11 protein-coding genes and 1 pseudogene are annotated in these 13,485 nt (G+C 70.6%); 6 read left to right on the plus strand and 6 right to left on the minus strand.

Annotation, left to right across the window (positions count from 1 at the left end):
• Window positions 1–74: 74 nt before the first annotated feature.
• Window positions 75–1,076 carry a LacI family DNA-binding transcriptional regulator gene (locus tag AQI70_RS29900; protein ID WP_062155545.1) on the minus strand — a complete coding sequence of 334 codons (1,002 nt, stop codon included), beginning with the start codon at window positions 1,074–1,076 and terminating at the stop codon, window positions 75–77.
• A 203-nt stretch (window positions 1,077–1,279) separates the two neighbouring features.
• Here AQI70_RS29900 and AQI70_RS29905 point away from each other — a divergent pair, with 203 nt between their 5' ends.
• From AQI70_RS29905 to AQI70_RS29920, 4 genes are read left to right on the plus strand one after another with little or no spacing between them, the layout of a single operon-like run.
• Complete coding sequence (locus AQI70_RS29905) at window positions 1,280–2,239, plus strand: TIM barrel protein (RefSeq protein WP_062155548.1); 960 nt, start codon at window positions 1,280–1,282, stop codon at window positions 2,237–2,239.
• A gap of 11 nt (window positions 2,240–2,250) precedes the next feature.
• Window positions 2,251–3,675 carry a sugar porter family MFS transporter gene (locus AQI70_RS29910; protein ID WP_062155550.1) on the plus strand — a complete coding sequence of 475 codons (1,425 nt, stop codon included), beginning with the start codon at window positions 2,251–2,253 and terminating at the stop codon, window positions 3,673–3,675.
• A gap of 22 nt (window positions 3,676–3,697) precedes the next feature.
• Window positions 3,698–4,714, plus strand: coding sequence for a Gfo/Idh/MocA family oxidoreductase (locus AQI70_RS29915; RefSeq protein ID WP_062155552.1), 1,017 nt, complete (start codon window positions 3,698–3,700; stop codon window positions 4,712–4,714).
• The gene (locus AQI70_RS29920) at window positions 4,711–5,580 is read left to right on the plus strand and encodes a sugar phosphate isomerase/epimerase family protein (protein WP_062155555.1); all 870 of its coding nucleotides are present in this window, start codon (window positions 4,711–4,713) and stop codon (window positions 5,578–5,580) included. Before AQI70_RS29915 ends, AQI70_RS29920 begins: the two co-directional genes overlap by 4 nt.
• A gap of 5 nt (window positions 5,581–5,585) precedes the next feature.
• On the opposite strand, the gene AQI70_RS29925 is transcribed toward AQI70_RS29920, so the two are convergent.
• The 3 genes from AQI70_RS29925 to tgmA all read right to left on the minus strand — a co-directional run bounded on the left by AQI70_RS29925 (window position 5,586) and on the right by tgmA (window position 8,121).
• Window positions 5,586–6,812, minus strand: coding sequence for a cytochrome P450 (locus AQI70_RS29925; protein WP_062155556.1), 1,227 nt, complete (start codon window positions 6,810–6,812; stop codon window positions 5,586–5,588).
• Between the two features lie 146 nt (window positions 6,813–6,958).
• Window positions 6,959–7,915: an ATP-grasp ribosomal peptide maturase gene (gene tgmB / locus AQI70_RS29930; RefSeq protein WP_062155559.1), complete on the minus strand. Its 957-nt coding sequence runs from the start codon at window positions 7,913–7,915 to the stop codon at window positions 6,959–6,961.
• Window positions 7,916–7,929: 14 nt separating this feature from the next.
• Window positions 7,930–8,121: a putative ATP-grasp-modified RiPP gene (tgmA, locus tag AQI70_RS29935; protein ID WP_004003098.1), complete on the minus strand. Its 192-nt coding sequence runs from the start codon at window positions 8,119–8,121 to the stop codon at window positions 7,930–7,932.
• 228 nt (window positions 8,122–8,349) lie between these two features.
• Here tgmA and AQI70_RS29940 point away from each other — a divergent pair, with 228 nt between their 5' ends.
• Window positions 8,350–10,359 (plus strand): GDSL-type esterase/lipase family protein, encoded by a 2,010-nt coding sequence (locus AQI70_RS29940; RefSeq protein ID WP_062155561.1) that lies wholly within the window; start codon window positions 8,350–8,352, stop codon window positions 10,357–10,359.
• Between the two features lie 9 nt (window positions 10,360–10,368).
• Here the strand turns inward: AQI70_RS29940 and AQI70_RS29945 are convergent, their stop codons facing one another.
• Window positions 10,369–10,803 (minus strand): hypothetical protein, encoded by a 435-nt coding sequence (locus tag AQI70_RS29945; protein WP_062155563.1) that lies wholly within the window; start codon window positions 10,801–10,803, stop codon window positions 10,369–10,371.
• Window positions 10,804–11,380: 577 nt separating this feature from the next.
• Between AQI70_RS29945 and AQI70_RS40405 the strand changes: the two are divergent.
• A pseudogene (locus AQI70_RS40405) lies at window positions 11,381–11,473 on the plus strand (DUF5701 family protein); the annotation flags it as partial.
• 228 nt (window positions 11,474–11,701) lie between these two features.
• On the opposite strand, the gene AQI70_RS29960 reads toward AQI70_RS40405, so the two are convergent.
• Complete coding sequence (locus tag AQI70_RS29960; protein WP_062155569.1) at window positions 11,702–13,180, minus strand: MFS transporter; 1,479 nt, start codon at window positions 13,178–13,180, stop codon at window positions 11,702–11,704.
• Between the last annotated feature and the right edge of the window lie 305 nt (window positions 13,181–13,485).

Raw genomic sequence — 13,485 nt, forward strand, 5'->3', positions numbered from 1 at the left:
GCGCTAGGCGCGCACATGGACAGGCGGGGTCGGTCGTGGCCGCGACGGGGCACGGCCGACCCCGCCGCCTGTCGTCAGGCCGGCTCCCGCGGGGCCGGCCCGCTGGTGCCCCGGACGACGAGCTTGGGGTCGAGCACGGCCTCGCGCGGCTCCAGTCCCCGGTCCTCCAGCCGGTCCACGGCGAAGCGGACCGCGTGCTCGGCCATGAGGACCGCGTCCTGACGGACGGTGGTCAGGCCGATCGGCATCAGATGGGAGAGATGGCTGTCGTCGTAGCCGACGACCGACACATCGCGCGGGACCTCGACGCCGGCCCGCGTCAGGGTCATCAACAGGCCCATCGCACAGCGGTCGTTGCCCGCGAGAACCGCCGTCGGCAGGGGCCGCCCCCGGTCCCGTTCCGCCAGCAGGAGACGGCCCGTCTCGATGCCCGACTCCTCGGTGTGCGCACCGGGGATCACCCGCACGTCGGACTCCAGACCGTGCCTGCGCATCGCGGCCCGGTAGGCGCGCCGCCGCTCGGCCGAGCCGGGGCCGCGCCCGCCGTCGATGTGCACGATCCGGCGGTGGCCCAGCTCCACGAGGTGGTCCATGGCCTGCCGTACGCCCTTGCCCTCGGCGCTGTGCACGAAGTCCACGCGCGCGTGGGGCACGCGGCGGCTGACCGAGACGGTGACGGTGCGGTGTCCGAGCTCGTCGAGGTAGGCGGACTCCGCGTCGGGGCCGAGCAGGATCACCGCCTCGCAGCGGTGGCCGAGCAGCGCCTCGATCGCCTTCTCCTCGCTGCGGCCGTACGCGGCGGCGGAGAGCAGGACGTCGTAGCCGAGCCGCTCGGCCTCCGGGTAGATGCCCGCGATGAGGTCCGTGTGGAAGGTCTGGTGGACGGTGAACATCACGCCGAGCGTGCGGCTGCGCCCGCGGGCGAGCAGCCGGGCCGCGCTGTCGGGGCGGTAGCCGATCTCGTCGGCGACCCGCAGGACCCGCTCGCGGGTCTCCTGGCTCGCGCCCGGCTGGTTGCGGAAGACGATCGAGACGAGCGCCCGGGACACGCCCGCCTTCTCGGCGACGTCCGCCATCGTCGGCCGCTGCCTGCCCGATCCATCCACCTGTGCACCCACCCTTCGACGCCGCTCACCTTAGCGGGGTCTCGAAATCTCCCAGCAACAAGCTATTGACATGACATTTGGACCAGGGTCATCGTACTCGGACTAGAGCGCTCTAGTAGAGCGCGACAGAACAATCGTCCACTGACTTCCGTCCCCTCCCCGAAGGACACGTCATGGCAACGGCGCCAACCCCGCTCCGCACCACCGCGGGCAACCTGTGCCTGGGCTCCGCCCCCGACTCCTGGGGCGTCTGGTTCCCCGAGGACGACCACCAGGTCCCCTACACCCGCTTCCTCGACGAACTCGCCGCGGCGGGGTACGAGTGGCTGGAGCTGGGCCCGTACGGCTATCTCCCCACCGACCCCGCCCACCTCGCCGAGGAACTCGCCGCACGCGGGCTCAAGGTCTCCGGCGGCACCGCCTTCGGCGCCCTGCACCGCCCCGAGGCCTGGGACGGGATGCTCGCACACGTCCGGCAGGTCGCCGCGCTGACCGCCGCCGCGGGCGCCCACCACCTGGTCCTCATCCCGCCCATGTACCGCGACGAGAAGACCGGCGCATACACCGAGGCGCCCGAACTGACCGCCGAGCAGTGGGCGGGCTTCGGCAAGGCCGCCGACCGGCTCGGCAGGCTCCTCCTCGACGAGTACGACGTACGCCTGGTCATCCACCCGCACGCCGACAGCCACATCCAGACGCAAGCAGAGATCGAGCGCCTGCTCAACGAATCCGACAGCCGCTACACCAACCTCTGCCTGGACACCGGACACGTCGCCTACGGCGGCGGCGACAACCTCGACCTCATCCGCCGCTTCGGCGAACGCGTCGGCTACGTCCACATCAAGCAGATGGACCCGGAGATCCTCGCCCAGGTCGCCGCCGAGAACCTCTCCTTCGGGGAAGCCGTCAAGCGCGGGGTGTGCGTGTCGCCACCCGCGGGGGTGCCCAACCCGGCCGACGTGGTGGCCGAACTCGCCCGGCTGGACGCCGAGTTGTTCGTCATCGTCGAACAGGACCTGTACCCCTGCGCGCCCGAGGTGCCGCTGCCCATCGCCGTCAGCACCCGTGAACACCTGGCCGGCTGCGGCCTGACGGGAACCCGACGCCCGAAGCTCACGGCTCTGGACCGATAAGGAGACGGCCCATGGACGTCAGGGACGACGCGACACAGGCCTCCGCCGCCGTCACGGACGACGCCCCGCCGGCGGTGTCCCGCAGGCTGCGGATCATCACCGTCATCGCCACCTTCGGCGGACTGCTCTTCGGCTATGACACCGGCGTCATCAACGGCGCCCTGCCCTACATGACCGACGACCTGGGTCTCACCCCGGTCACCGAGGGCATGGTCACCAGTTCGCTGCTCCTCGGGGCCGCGCTGGGCGCGGTGACCGGCGGCCGGCTGTCCGACGCGCGCGGACGGCGCCGGACGATCCTCGCGCTCGCGGTGCTGTTCTTCGTCGGCGCGCTGGGCTGCACGCTCGCGCCGACGACCGCCGTCATGATCGTCGCCCGGTTCGTGCTCGGCCTCGCGGTGGGCGGCGCCTCGGTGACGGTGCCGGTCTACCTCGCGGAGGTCTCCCCCGCCGAGCGGCGCGGCGCACTGGTCACCCGTAACGAACTCATGATCGTCACCGGCCAGTTGCTCGCCTTCACCTCCAACGCGATCATCGCCCAGGTGGGCGGGGAGTCCGGCGGCGTGTGGCGCTGGATGCTGGTCATCGCCACCCTCCCGGCCGTGGTGCTCTGGTTCGGCATGCTGGTCATGCCGGAGAGCCCGCGCTGGCTCGCCTCCAAGACCCGCTTCAACGAGGCCCTGGAGGTCCTCAAGCAGGTCAGGTCCCGGCAGCGGGCCGAGGCCGAGCTCGCGGAGGTGTCCGCGCTCGCCGTCAAGGAGGAGCGGGAGAAGCTCGGCGGCTGGCAGGACATGAAGGCCACCCCGTGGGTGCGCAAGCTCATGTTCGTCGGCTTCGGCATCGCCATCGTGCAGCAGATCACCGGCGTCAACACGATCATGTACTACGGCACCGAGATCCTCACCGACGCGGGCTTCGCCTCGGACAGCGCCCTGACCGCGAACATCGCCAACGGCGTGATCTCGGTGCTGGCCACCTTCGTCGGCATCTGGCTGCTGGGCCGCGTGCCGCGCCGCCCGATGCTGATGACCGGTCAGCTCGGCACGACCGCCGCCCTGTTGCTGATCGGCGTCTTCTCCCTGACGCTGCCGTCCGGTGACGGACGGGCCTACGCCGTGCTGGCCATGACCGTCACCTTCCTCGCCTTCCAGCAGGGCGCGATCTCGCCGGTGACCTGGCTGATGCTGTCGGAGATCTTCCCGATGCGGATGCGCGGCTTCGGCATGGGCGTCGCGGCCGTCGTGCTGTGGCTGACCAACTTCGTGATCGGACTGGTCTTCCCGTCGCTGGTCTCCGGCATCGGGGTCTCCAACACGTTCTTCCTGTTCGTGGTGGCGGGTGTCTTCTCGCTCACCTTCGTGAAGCTCTACGTCCCCGAGACGAAGGGCCGCTCGCTCGAAACCCTCGAAGCCGAACTCCGGGCGCGCTTCTCCTGACCCTCTGTTCTAAGGAAAGAAAATGACCGTACGTGTAGGCGTCATCGGCGCCGGCTGGATCGGCAAGGAGCACATCCGGCGCCTCACCCACACCGTCACCGGTGCCCGTGTCACCGCGGTCACCGACATCGACGCCGCCCGCGCCGAGGAGGCGGCGGCGCCGGCCGGTGCCCGGGTGCTGCCCGACGGTGCGGCCCTCATCGCGGCGGACGACGTCGACGCCGTCCTCGTGACGTCCTGGGGCCCGACGCATGCAGAGCACGTGCTGAACGCGATAGCGGCCGGGAAGCCGGTGTTCTGCGAGAAGCCGCTGGCCACGACCGCCGAGGACTGTCTGAAGATCATCGAGGCGGAGACCGCACACGGCCGCCGACTGGTCCAGGTCGGCTTCATGCGCCGCTACGACGCCGGATACCGGCAGATGAAGCAGGTCATCGACGCCGGAGGCATCGGTGAGCCGCTGATCGTGCACTGCGCCCACCGCAACCCGACCGTCCCGGAGTCGTACACCTCCGCCATGGCCGCTCTGGACACCGCGGTGCACGAGGTGGACGTGCTGCGCTGGCTGCTCGACGACGAGATCGTCTCCACCCAGGTGGTCACCCCGCGCGCCACGAGCAAGCGGTTCGCGCATCTGAAGGACCCGCAGATCATGCTCTTCGAGACCGCCAAGGGCGTGCGCATCGATCTGGAGGTCTTCGTCAACTGCCAGTACGGCTACGACATCCAGTGCGAGGCGGTCGGCGAGGAGGGTCTGGTACGGCTGCCCGACCCGTCGTCGGTCGCCGTGCGCACGGCGGGACAGCACAGCACCACGGTGCTCACCGACTGGGTGGGCCGCTTCGCGGACGCCTTCGACACCGAGTTCCGCGAGTGGATCGCGAACCTCGCCGCCGGTACGGAACCCACCGGCCCTTCGGCGTGGGACGGCTACGCCGCCACCGTCATCACCAGCGCGACCGTCGAGGCCCTGGAGTCCGGCCGCGTCGTCGCCACCGACCTCAAGCCCCGCCCGACCCTCTACGGAGGCACCGCATGAAGATCGCCCTCGACCCGTACATGCTCCGCGCGCTCCCCATCGACGAGATGGTGCGCACGGTCGCCGAACTCGGCTACGAGTACATCGAGTTGTCACCCCGCGACGACTTCATGCCGTTCTTCCTGCACCCGCGTGCCGACGACGAGCGGATCGCCCAGCTGAAGAACGCCCTGCGCACGCACGGCGTCCAGCTGTCCTCCGTGCTGCCGCTGTACAAGTGGTCCTCGCCGGACGAGACGGAACGGCAGGCGGCCGTGCGCTACTGGAAGCGGATGATCGAGATCACCGTCGACCTCGGGTGTCCGCTGATGAACTCGGAGTTCAACGGCCGCCCCGAGCGAGCCGCCGAGAGCGAGGCGGCCTTCTGGCGGTCGATGGAGGAACTGCTCCCGGTGTTCGAGCGCGAAGGCATCGCTCTGAACCTGGAGGCGCACCCGGACGACTTCTGCGAGGAGAACACCCCCGCGGTCGACCTGGTCCGTGCGATCAACAAGCCCTGGGTGAACTACCTCTACTGCGCCCCGCACTCCTTCCACCTCTCCGGTGCCGCGGAGGTCGGAGCCGACATCGCCGCGATGATGCGCTACGCGGGCGACAAGCTCCAGCATGTGCACATCGCGGACTCCTTCAACCACAAGGGCTCGTCCGGCCTGCGCTACATCCTCAACCCGCCCGGCACCCCGGCCCGGATCCACCAGCACCTGGACATCGGGCAGGGCGAGGTCGACTGGGACGCGTTCTTCGGCACGCTGCGCGAGCTGGACTTCGACGGCGTGGCCACGGCCTGCGTCTTCGCCTGGGAGGAGCGGGCCCTGGAGTCCTCCGCGTTCATGCTGGACCGCATCCGCAAGGAGCTGGCCGCGTAAGGGGTTCACGCGGGCTTCAGGGCGAGCGGCAGTGTGCCGATGCCGCTGAGGAAGTTGGAGTAGACCGGCTTGGCCGGGCCGGTCTGCTCCATCTCCGCCACGAGGTCGCGCAGCCCGGCCAGTACGGCCCCGATCTCGGCCCGGGCGAGATGGGCGCCGAGGCAGAAGTGGGGGCCGTAGGCGAAGGTGACGTGCTTGTTGGGAGTGCGGTCCAGGCGCAGTTCGCCGGGTGCGTCGAAGATCCGCTCGTCGCGGTTGGCGGAGGCGTTCCAGACGGTGACGATCTCCCCCGCCGCGATCGGCCGGCCGCCGACCTCGGTATCGGTCGTCGCGGTGCGTCCGGCGTGCAGGGCGGGGGTCGTCCAGCGCAGGATCTCCTCGACGGCGGTGGCGATGCCGGCCTCGCCCCGCTTGAGGGACCGCCACTGGCCTGGGTGTTCCACGAGGGCGAGGGCGGCGCCGGCCATGGACAGGCGGGCCGTCTCGTCGCCGCCGAGGATCAGGCTGTAGCAGTTGAGCATGATCTCGTCGTCGTCCAGCGGCAGCCCGTTCACCTCACTGCCCGCGAGCAGCGCGATGACGTCCGCGTGGCCGCTGTGGCGCCGGTCGCGGGCGAGGCCCGCGAAGTAGAGCAGGATCTCGTTCCTGGCGATCCACGCGTCGACCGGCGTACTGTCGGCGTCGTGCGAGCCCAGCGCCGAGGAGGTCAGGCTCAGCACGTGGGCCCGGTCCCGGTCGGGTACGCCCAGCAGGTCGCAGATGGCGCCCAGGGGTACTCCGGCGGCGACGTCGGCGGCGAAGTCGCAGGTGCCCTTCTCCAGCGCGTCCCGCAGCAGCCGGGTCACCGTGCGCCGCACGCTCTCGACGATCGGCTCCAGGGCGCGCGGCGAGAACGCGGACATCAGAAGGCGGCGCAGCCCGGCGTGCTTCTCGCCGTCGGTGGTGGCGAGCATCCGGCCGGCCCCGGAGTCGCCGCCGGCGAGCAGGGTCTCCAGGACGTTGCCGCCCTCGGAGGTGAAGCGTGCGCTGTCGCGGTACACGGAGGTGACGTCGGCGTGCCGGGTCACCACCCAGAAGCCGGGGGCCGTGTCGGTCGCCGGGTTCCAGTGGACCGGCTGGTGTTCCCTCAAGTGGTGCCATACGGCGGACAGATCGCTCTCGGCGTGCAGCCGCGGATCGGCCAGGTCCAGCGTGCCGAGCTCTTCCGGGGCGATCGTCCGCCGTGTGGTCATCCCGTTTCCTCCCGTGATCCGCCGACTCCCGCTCGCCCGGGCCCGGTTGAGGCTCGTGGACGCAGGTCGGTCCGGGCCTCCTCAACGTAGTCCAGGCAGTTCTTCGACGGCCCCACAAGCCCTCGGCTTCGGCTCACTCCCCCGCGTCACCGGCGGCTCTCGGGCGTGCGGCGGTCCGGCCCGCGCTGGGCCAGCCACTGGGCGACCGCCTCCGAGACCGGCTGCCCGGTCTCCAGCTCGACGAAGCCGAACTGGCCGCTCTGGTTGCACTCCAGGAACCACCAGATGCCGTCCTCGTCCTCGGCGAAGTCGAAGGCGGCGTACGCGAGTCCGGCGAGACGGACGTACTCGTGCGCCGACTTGCCGATGCGGTCGGGGACCGGGACGGGCTCCCAGGAGTGCCCGGTGTCGCCGTAGCGTCCGTCCACCTGGCCGGGTTCGGCGGTCTTGCGCGCCGCGAACAGCCGGGTGCCGACGCAGGTCAGCCGGATGTCCGCCCGCTTGGCTATGTACCGCTGGAGCAGGGCGGGCCCGGCCGCGACGCCGGAGAAGTCCGCGTCGGGCCCGATCAGGGTGGTGGGCAGGGCAAGCCCCGGTTCTCCGGGCGGCGGCCCCGAGGCGGACTTCACCACCACGTCCCCGTGCTCCCGCGCGAACTGCTGCGCCACGCGGGGCGCGGTGGTGAAGACGGTCGGCGGTACGGCGAACCCGCTCAGGTGGGCGACCCGCAACTGCCATGGCTTCAGCCGGGCCTGGTCGGCGTTGCGGGGGTGGTTCATCCACCGGGTGGCGGCGGAGTAGAGCATCCCGTACAGCGCCTGACGGGTCTCGGCGGTCAGCCAGGGTGAGGGGTGGGACGCGTGCGCGGCCGGTTCGCCGGGCCTGCGCACCCATACCGAACGCAGGCCTCCCATGCTGAGCACATGCCCGTTGACGGACAGGTGGCCGTCGAAGTCGCCGTGGGCGAAGTCGGCGGACAGTACGGCCTTGCCCGGCAGATCGGCGGGGTCGAGCCGCATCACGGGGGTGCCCGTCTCGTGCAGGCGGGCCACCACCATGTCGGCTGTCACGTCCTCCTCGGACGTGAGGATCAGTACGGTCATTCGCTCACGGATCGTCAGTCGTCGAAGTGGGTCGCGGAACCGGCGGTGGACGTCGTCGTTCCGGCGGCGAGCAGGAGTTCCGGGTCACTGACCGCGGGGCGGCCGTCGGGCAGCACGTTCAGCTGACGGGCCGGGTCGAAGTGATACGGCGTCACCGCGTTCGCAAGCCCTTGGGGAAGGGCGTAGTTGAGGGTGAACGGTCGCACGCGAAACCTCCACACGTTGCCTGCAATTACCGTCCCTTACGCGCTCCTTGCGTAAGGAATTCATCACTTTCCGCCACATCGAGGTGAAGGTCGTCACATCACGCTCCGTATCGAGCGCGGCACTCAACAGCCGCCCCTGCTCGACCCCTTGACGTTGAACCGTTTCATTGCTTCTCTCGAAAGGCTGCCTCTGGGAGCGCTCCCACCCCACCCGCGAAAGGGATCCCCATGCAGATCACCCCCCACGACCTCATCGCGCCGCGCCGAGCCAGACGCGGCTTGCCCGCCCTCCTCACCGCCGTTCTCGTCGCGTGCCTGCTGTCCTGGATGGGCAGTTCCCCGGCGCAGGCCGCGCCCGGCGACGGCTCGGTGTCCGACCCCAACATCGTCTACGTGGGCCGCTGGGACACGAGTTCGGGCACCGCCGCCGTGCCCCACTGGTCCGGCGCGTATCTCCAGACGGCCTTCACCGGCACCACGGTGAAGGTCAGGGCCAGGGACGCCGTCAACTTCTACGCGAGCATCGACGGCGGACCCGACGTCTTCCACGCGGGCGTACGCGGCACGGTGAACCTCACTCCGCAGCCGCTGGCCGCCGGCACCCACACCCTGCGGATCTCCTACCGCTCGGGCGACACCGTCTTCCAGGGCCTCGTGCTGGACTCCGGCGCCCGCACGGTCAGCCCGAGCACCCCCGCCTCCCTCATCGAGTTCGTCGGCGACTCCATCACCGCCGGCGCCCTCACCGACCGGCTGGCGCTCGACTCGTACGCCTGGAAGACCGGCGAGCGGCTGGGGATGCGGCACACCCGGATCGCCCGCGCCGGCTACTGTCTCGTCGCCCGGTCCGGATGCACGGGTCTGAGCAGCCAGTTCTTCAGGCTGGGCAGCACCGGCGACCAGAACTGGGACTTCACCCGCTACCGGGCGAACGCGGTCGTCGTCAATCTCGGCACCAACGACATCGGCCACGGCGTCTCCGGCTCCGCCTTCCAGGCCGCGTACACCAAGTTCCTGAGCGACCTGCGCGCCAGGTACCCGCAGGCGCACCTGTTCGCGGTGCAGACGCTCAAGAAGCGCTATGTCGCCGAGACCAAGGCCGCCGTCAGCGCCCGCAACGGCTCCGGCGACAGCAGGGTGCACTACGTCGACACCACGGGCTGGCTCACCGACGGCACCGACTACGAGGACGGCAACGGCCACCCCAACGAGGCGGGCCACACCAAGTTCGCGAACCGGCTGGCGCCCGTCATCGCGGACCGGCTGCGCACCGCCGCCCCCGGGTCCACGCGAGCCGCCGCGCCCGGCCAGCCCGGCGACCCCAACATCAAGTTCGTCGGCCGCTGGGACACCAAGAGCTCCAGCACGCTCTACACCCCCTACTGGGCGGGCGCGTACTACCGGGTCGGGTTCACCGGCCGTACGGTCAAGCTCAAGCAGCGCAACACGATCGACTTCTGGGCGCGGATCGACAACGGGCCCGTGAAGTTCTACGACGACGTCAAGGGCACCGTGGACCTGACCCCGTCGCCGCTGTCCTCCGGCAACCACACACTCCAGGTCAACTACCAGGTGGTCGCGGGCTCGTACCGCGGCGACGCGGTGTTCCAGGGGCTGGTCCTCGACAGCGGCGCGACCACGTTCGCACCGCCGGCTCCGGCCAAGCTGATCGAGTTCGTCGGCGACTCGATCACCGTGGGGACCACGACCTCGCAGAACGCCCGTACCGCGTACGGCTGGCTGATCGGCGAACGGCTCGGCACCGAGCACACCCAGATCGCCCAGGGCGGCGCCTGCCTGGTCGCCACGGCCGACGGTTGTGTGGGCCTGGAGAGGCAGTTCACCAGGCTCAACCCCAACGCCCCCACGCCCGACTGGGACTTCTCCCGCTACCAGGCGGACGCCGTCGTCATCAACCTGGGCACCAACGACGTGGGGCACGGGGTGAGTTCCACGCAGTTCCAGTCGGCGTACACCAGCCTGCTGCGCAAGGCCCGCGCCGCCTACCCCCGGGCCTGGATCTTCGCCCTGGAGACCTTCCGCGGCCGGTACGTCCCCCAGACCCAGGCGGCAGTCAAGGCCGTCACCGACGGCGGCGACACCCGGGTCTCCTTCGTCGACACGACGGGCTGGCTGGGCTCCGGCGACCTGACGGACTCCGTCCACCCCAACGACAAGGGCCATCGCGTCATCGCCGACCGCCTCGCACCGATCATCGCGGCGCGAATGGGCGGCTGACCGGACCGGTCAGCCCCGGGAGGGAACCGACCGGAGCTCGCGCAGCAGGCGCGGGCAGGACGCGGTCAGCCGGTCCACCTGGTCCTCGATCAACCGGAGGCACGCGTCGAGCGAGTCCACGTGTGTCTCCGGGATCTCGAACGGACAGTGGTATCCGCCGTTCTCCTCGTCGTCCGGAGCGTCCACGGCGATGTCCGCCTCGGCGGAGAAGGCCTCCGGCGACATGCGAACGGTCAGGGTGCAGAACATCTCGCGGCCGTCGCCGAGCCCGAGGGTCACGCCCAGGGCCTGCATGCCGGGCGTCGCGCCGTACAGGGCGAACTCCCGCCAGGTCAGGTCGGGTTGGTGCTCCAGGAAGAGTTCGTACGCCATGCTCCTCAGCCGCTTCGCGGCGCGCCAGAGGGCGACGAGCAAGCGCTGGGCGTCCCGGCCGGCGGCATCCATGGGCCGATCATAGGACCGCACCGGCTCGGCCGGGCCGTCACCGGACCGATCCGGCCGCCGGGCACGCCCGCACTCGACGAGCCAGGGGTTATGGATCGTTCCCGAACCCGTCGTTGATCACCGTTGGCTGGTCGGGAAGGGTGAGGACCATGTCCACGATTCCCGACCCCAGGGTGCTGCATCCCCTGCCGGAGCACGAGCGCGTGCCGTACGCCCACGGCCCGGAGCGCCTCGTCATCGGCAGGTACCGCGCCCTCGCCACCGGGGCGGTCGTCACCTCCGGCCGGCTCGCCGGACGACTGGCACGGCGCGTCGCCTACGAGGAGGCGGCCCTTGTCATCGCGCTGGGCGCCCCCAGGTCCGCTCCTACCGGGCGCGGTGCTCCTCCTGCTGTCCGGTCTCGCCCCGGAGCAGTTCGCCGCCCTGCTCGCCCCCCCCCTGCGCGCCACCGCCCTGACGGCGGCGGACACGGAGTACGACCCCGAGTCGGACCGCGTGCCCTTCGTGCTGGTCGTCACCCGCGCACTCGCCCCGCCGAGGAGGCATCGCCCTCGTCACCCACTTCGCGCGGGTGCTGGTGAAGAACAAGTGCTTCTCGCTCGGCGGTTCCCGGAGCGGCGACCGCCGCGTCCCGGCCCCCTGGATCAGCCAGAAGGCCCCCGAACTGTGCTGGTGCTGGGAGGGAAACCCGCGCACCTGGCTCGGCATGGCCCCAGCCGGCGACCGCCGCACCGGAGCGACTGCCGCCTGGCGGGCGGATCGCCTCGCGTACCGGAAGCAGAGGAATCCGCCCCGCCTCGCCTCGGGCTCGCGGCCGGGCGGTGCCCTGGAAGCACACCGGCCGCGGGGGCCGCTGCTCCGTGAAACGGCCGGCCGAGCCGGACGGCTCCCGAACACCTCAGGGCGTCGGCATCCCACCGCCCTGAAGCCGCTCCAGGTCGGAGGGACGGACCTGGATGACGAGGAGGGCGATCACCGCGGCGATCGCGGTGAAGATCGCCGCCACGATGAAGGCGGAGGAGACCCCCGCGGTGAGGATCTCGTCGGCGTAGGGCGGCGGGAGCCGGCCGGTGCGTTCGAAGCGCAGCCGCTCGGCGGGGGTCGCCTGGGCCAGGAACGCGGGGATCTGCTTGTCGGCCTCGTTGTTGCTGGCCGTGCCGAACATCGTGACCAGGATGGACAGTCCCAGGGAACCGCCCACCTGCTGGGTGGCGTTGAGGAGTCCGGAGGCGGCGCCCGTCTCGTGGGTGGCCACGTTGGACAGCGCCATCAGGGTCAGGGACACGAACTCCATGCCCATGCCGAGGCTGAAGACGAGGATCGGGCCGAGGATGCTGCCCGCGTAGGTGGAGTGGACGTCGGTCAGGGTCAGCCAGGCCAGGCCCGTGGCGGCCAGGATGGCGCCCGTCACCATGAAGGGTTTGGGCCCGTACTTCGGCAGGAGTTGGGAGGCGAGCCCCGCGCCCACCGCGATCACCGCGCTCACCGGCAGGAAGGCCAGCCCGGCCTGGAGCGGGCTGAAGTCCAGCACGTTCTGCACGAACAGGGTGAGGAAGAAGAACATGCCGAAGATCGCGGCGGCGAGGCTCAGCATCATGCCGTAGGTGCCCGCCCGGTTGCGGTCCGCGAACATGTGCAGGGGCGTGATCGGCTGCCGGGAGCGCCGCTCGACCAGGATGAACAGCAAGAGCACGACGACGGCCGCCGCGAACGCGGCGAGCGTGAGCGGGTCCCGCCAGCCGTCCTGCGCGGCCCGGATGAACCCGTAGACCAGCAGCACCATGCCGACGGTGGACGTCAGCGCGCCCGTCAGGTCGAAGTGCCCGGGGTGGCGCTCGGACTCCCGGATCCAGCGCGGGGTGGCGAGCACGATGAGCAGCCCGATGGGCACGTTGACGAACAGCACCCAGCGCCAGTTGAGCCACTCGACGAGCATTCCGCCGGCCAGCAGCCCGATCGCGCCGCCGCCCGCCGAGACCGCGGCGAAGACGCCGAACGCCCGGTTGCGTTCGGGCCCTTCACGGAAGGTCGTACTGATCAGGGCGAGGGAGGTCGGGGACGCGATGGCGCCGCCGACGCCTTGCAGGGCGCGGGCGGCGAGGAGTTGCCAGGAGTTCTGGGACAGTCCGCCCAGTAGGGAGGCGAGGACGAAGAGCAGTACGCCGAAGATGAACACGCGCCGTCTGCCGAGGATGTCGCCCATCCTGCCGCCGAGCAGCAGCAGTCCGCCGAAGGTGAGGGTGTAGGCGTTGACCACCCAGGACAGGCTCGTGGTGGAGAAGTCGAGCGAACGCTGGATGTCCGGCAGGGCGATGTTCACGATGGTGATGTCGAGCACCACCATCAGCTGACAGGACGCGATGACGAACAGCGCCATACCGCTGCCCCGGCCATCGCCCGGCCTCTGCTCCGGGCTGGTGGTCCGCGCTTCGTGTGCGGGCTCGGGGTTGCTCATCGCGTCGCGCCCTCGGGCGAGGGTCAGTGGCTTCGCATCGCACCCTCGGGCGAGGGCCAGTGGCCGGTGCGCGTCACCATTCGACCGTACGCCGCCGTTGGAGTGACCTCCAGTCGATCACGGCGGCGGCCAGGTCCACGGCACGACCGCCTCCAGAAGGCGGTGGCTAAATCGTTTCAATCCCTCGTGGACTTCATCTCGCTCAGACCATTGACCGCATCAGACGC

The organism is Streptomyces curacoi (genome assembly GCF_001513975.1).
In the GTDB taxonomy this organism is placed as follows: Bacteria; Actinomycetota; Actinomycetes; order Streptomycetales; family Streptomycetaceae; genus Streptomyces; species Streptomyces curacoi.

Excerpts from the sequence above, each read along its gene's own strand:
- AQI70_RS29900 (WP_062155545.1), bottom strand. The coding sequence starts at position 1,076 with ATGGCGGACGTCGCCGAGAAGGCGGGCGTGTCCCGGGCGCTCGTCTCG.
- AQI70_RS29905 (WP_062155548.1), top strand. The coding sequence starts at position 1,280 with ATGGCAACGGCGCCAACCCCGCTCCGCACCACCGCGGGCAACCTGTGC.
- AQI70_RS29910 (WP_062155550.1), top strand. The coding sequence starts at position 2,251 with ATGGACGTCAGGGACGACGCGACACAGGCCTCCGCCGCCGTCACGGAC.
- AQI70_RS29915 (WP_062155552.1), top strand. The coding sequence starts at position 3,698 with ATGACCGTACGTGTAGGCGTCATCGGCGCCGGCTGGATCGGCAAGGAG.
- AQI70_RS29920 (WP_062155555.1), top strand. The coding sequence starts at position 4,711 with ATGAAGATCGCCCTCGACCCGTACATGCTCCGCGCGCTCCCCATCGAC.
- AQI70_RS29925 (WP_062155556.1), bottom strand. The coding sequence starts at position 6,812 with ATGACCACACGGCGGACGATCGCCCCGGAAGAGCTCGGCACGCTGGAC.
- tgmB (WP_062155559.1), bottom strand. The coding sequence starts at position 7,915 with ATGACCGTACTGATCCTCACGTCCGAGGAGGACGTGACAGCCGACATG.
- AQI70_RS29940 (WP_062155561.1), top strand. The coding sequence starts at position 8,350 with ATGCAGATCACCCCCCACGACCTCATCGCGCCGCGCCGAGCCAGACGC.
- AQI70_RS29945 (WP_062155563.1), bottom strand. The coding sequence starts at position 10,803 with ATGGATGCCGCCGGCCGGGACGCCCAGCGCTTGCTCGTCGCCCTCTGG.
- AQI70_RS29960 (WP_062155569.1), bottom strand. The coding sequence starts at position 13,180 with ATGGCGCTGTTCGTCATCGCGTCCTGTCAGCTGATGGTGGTGCTCGAC.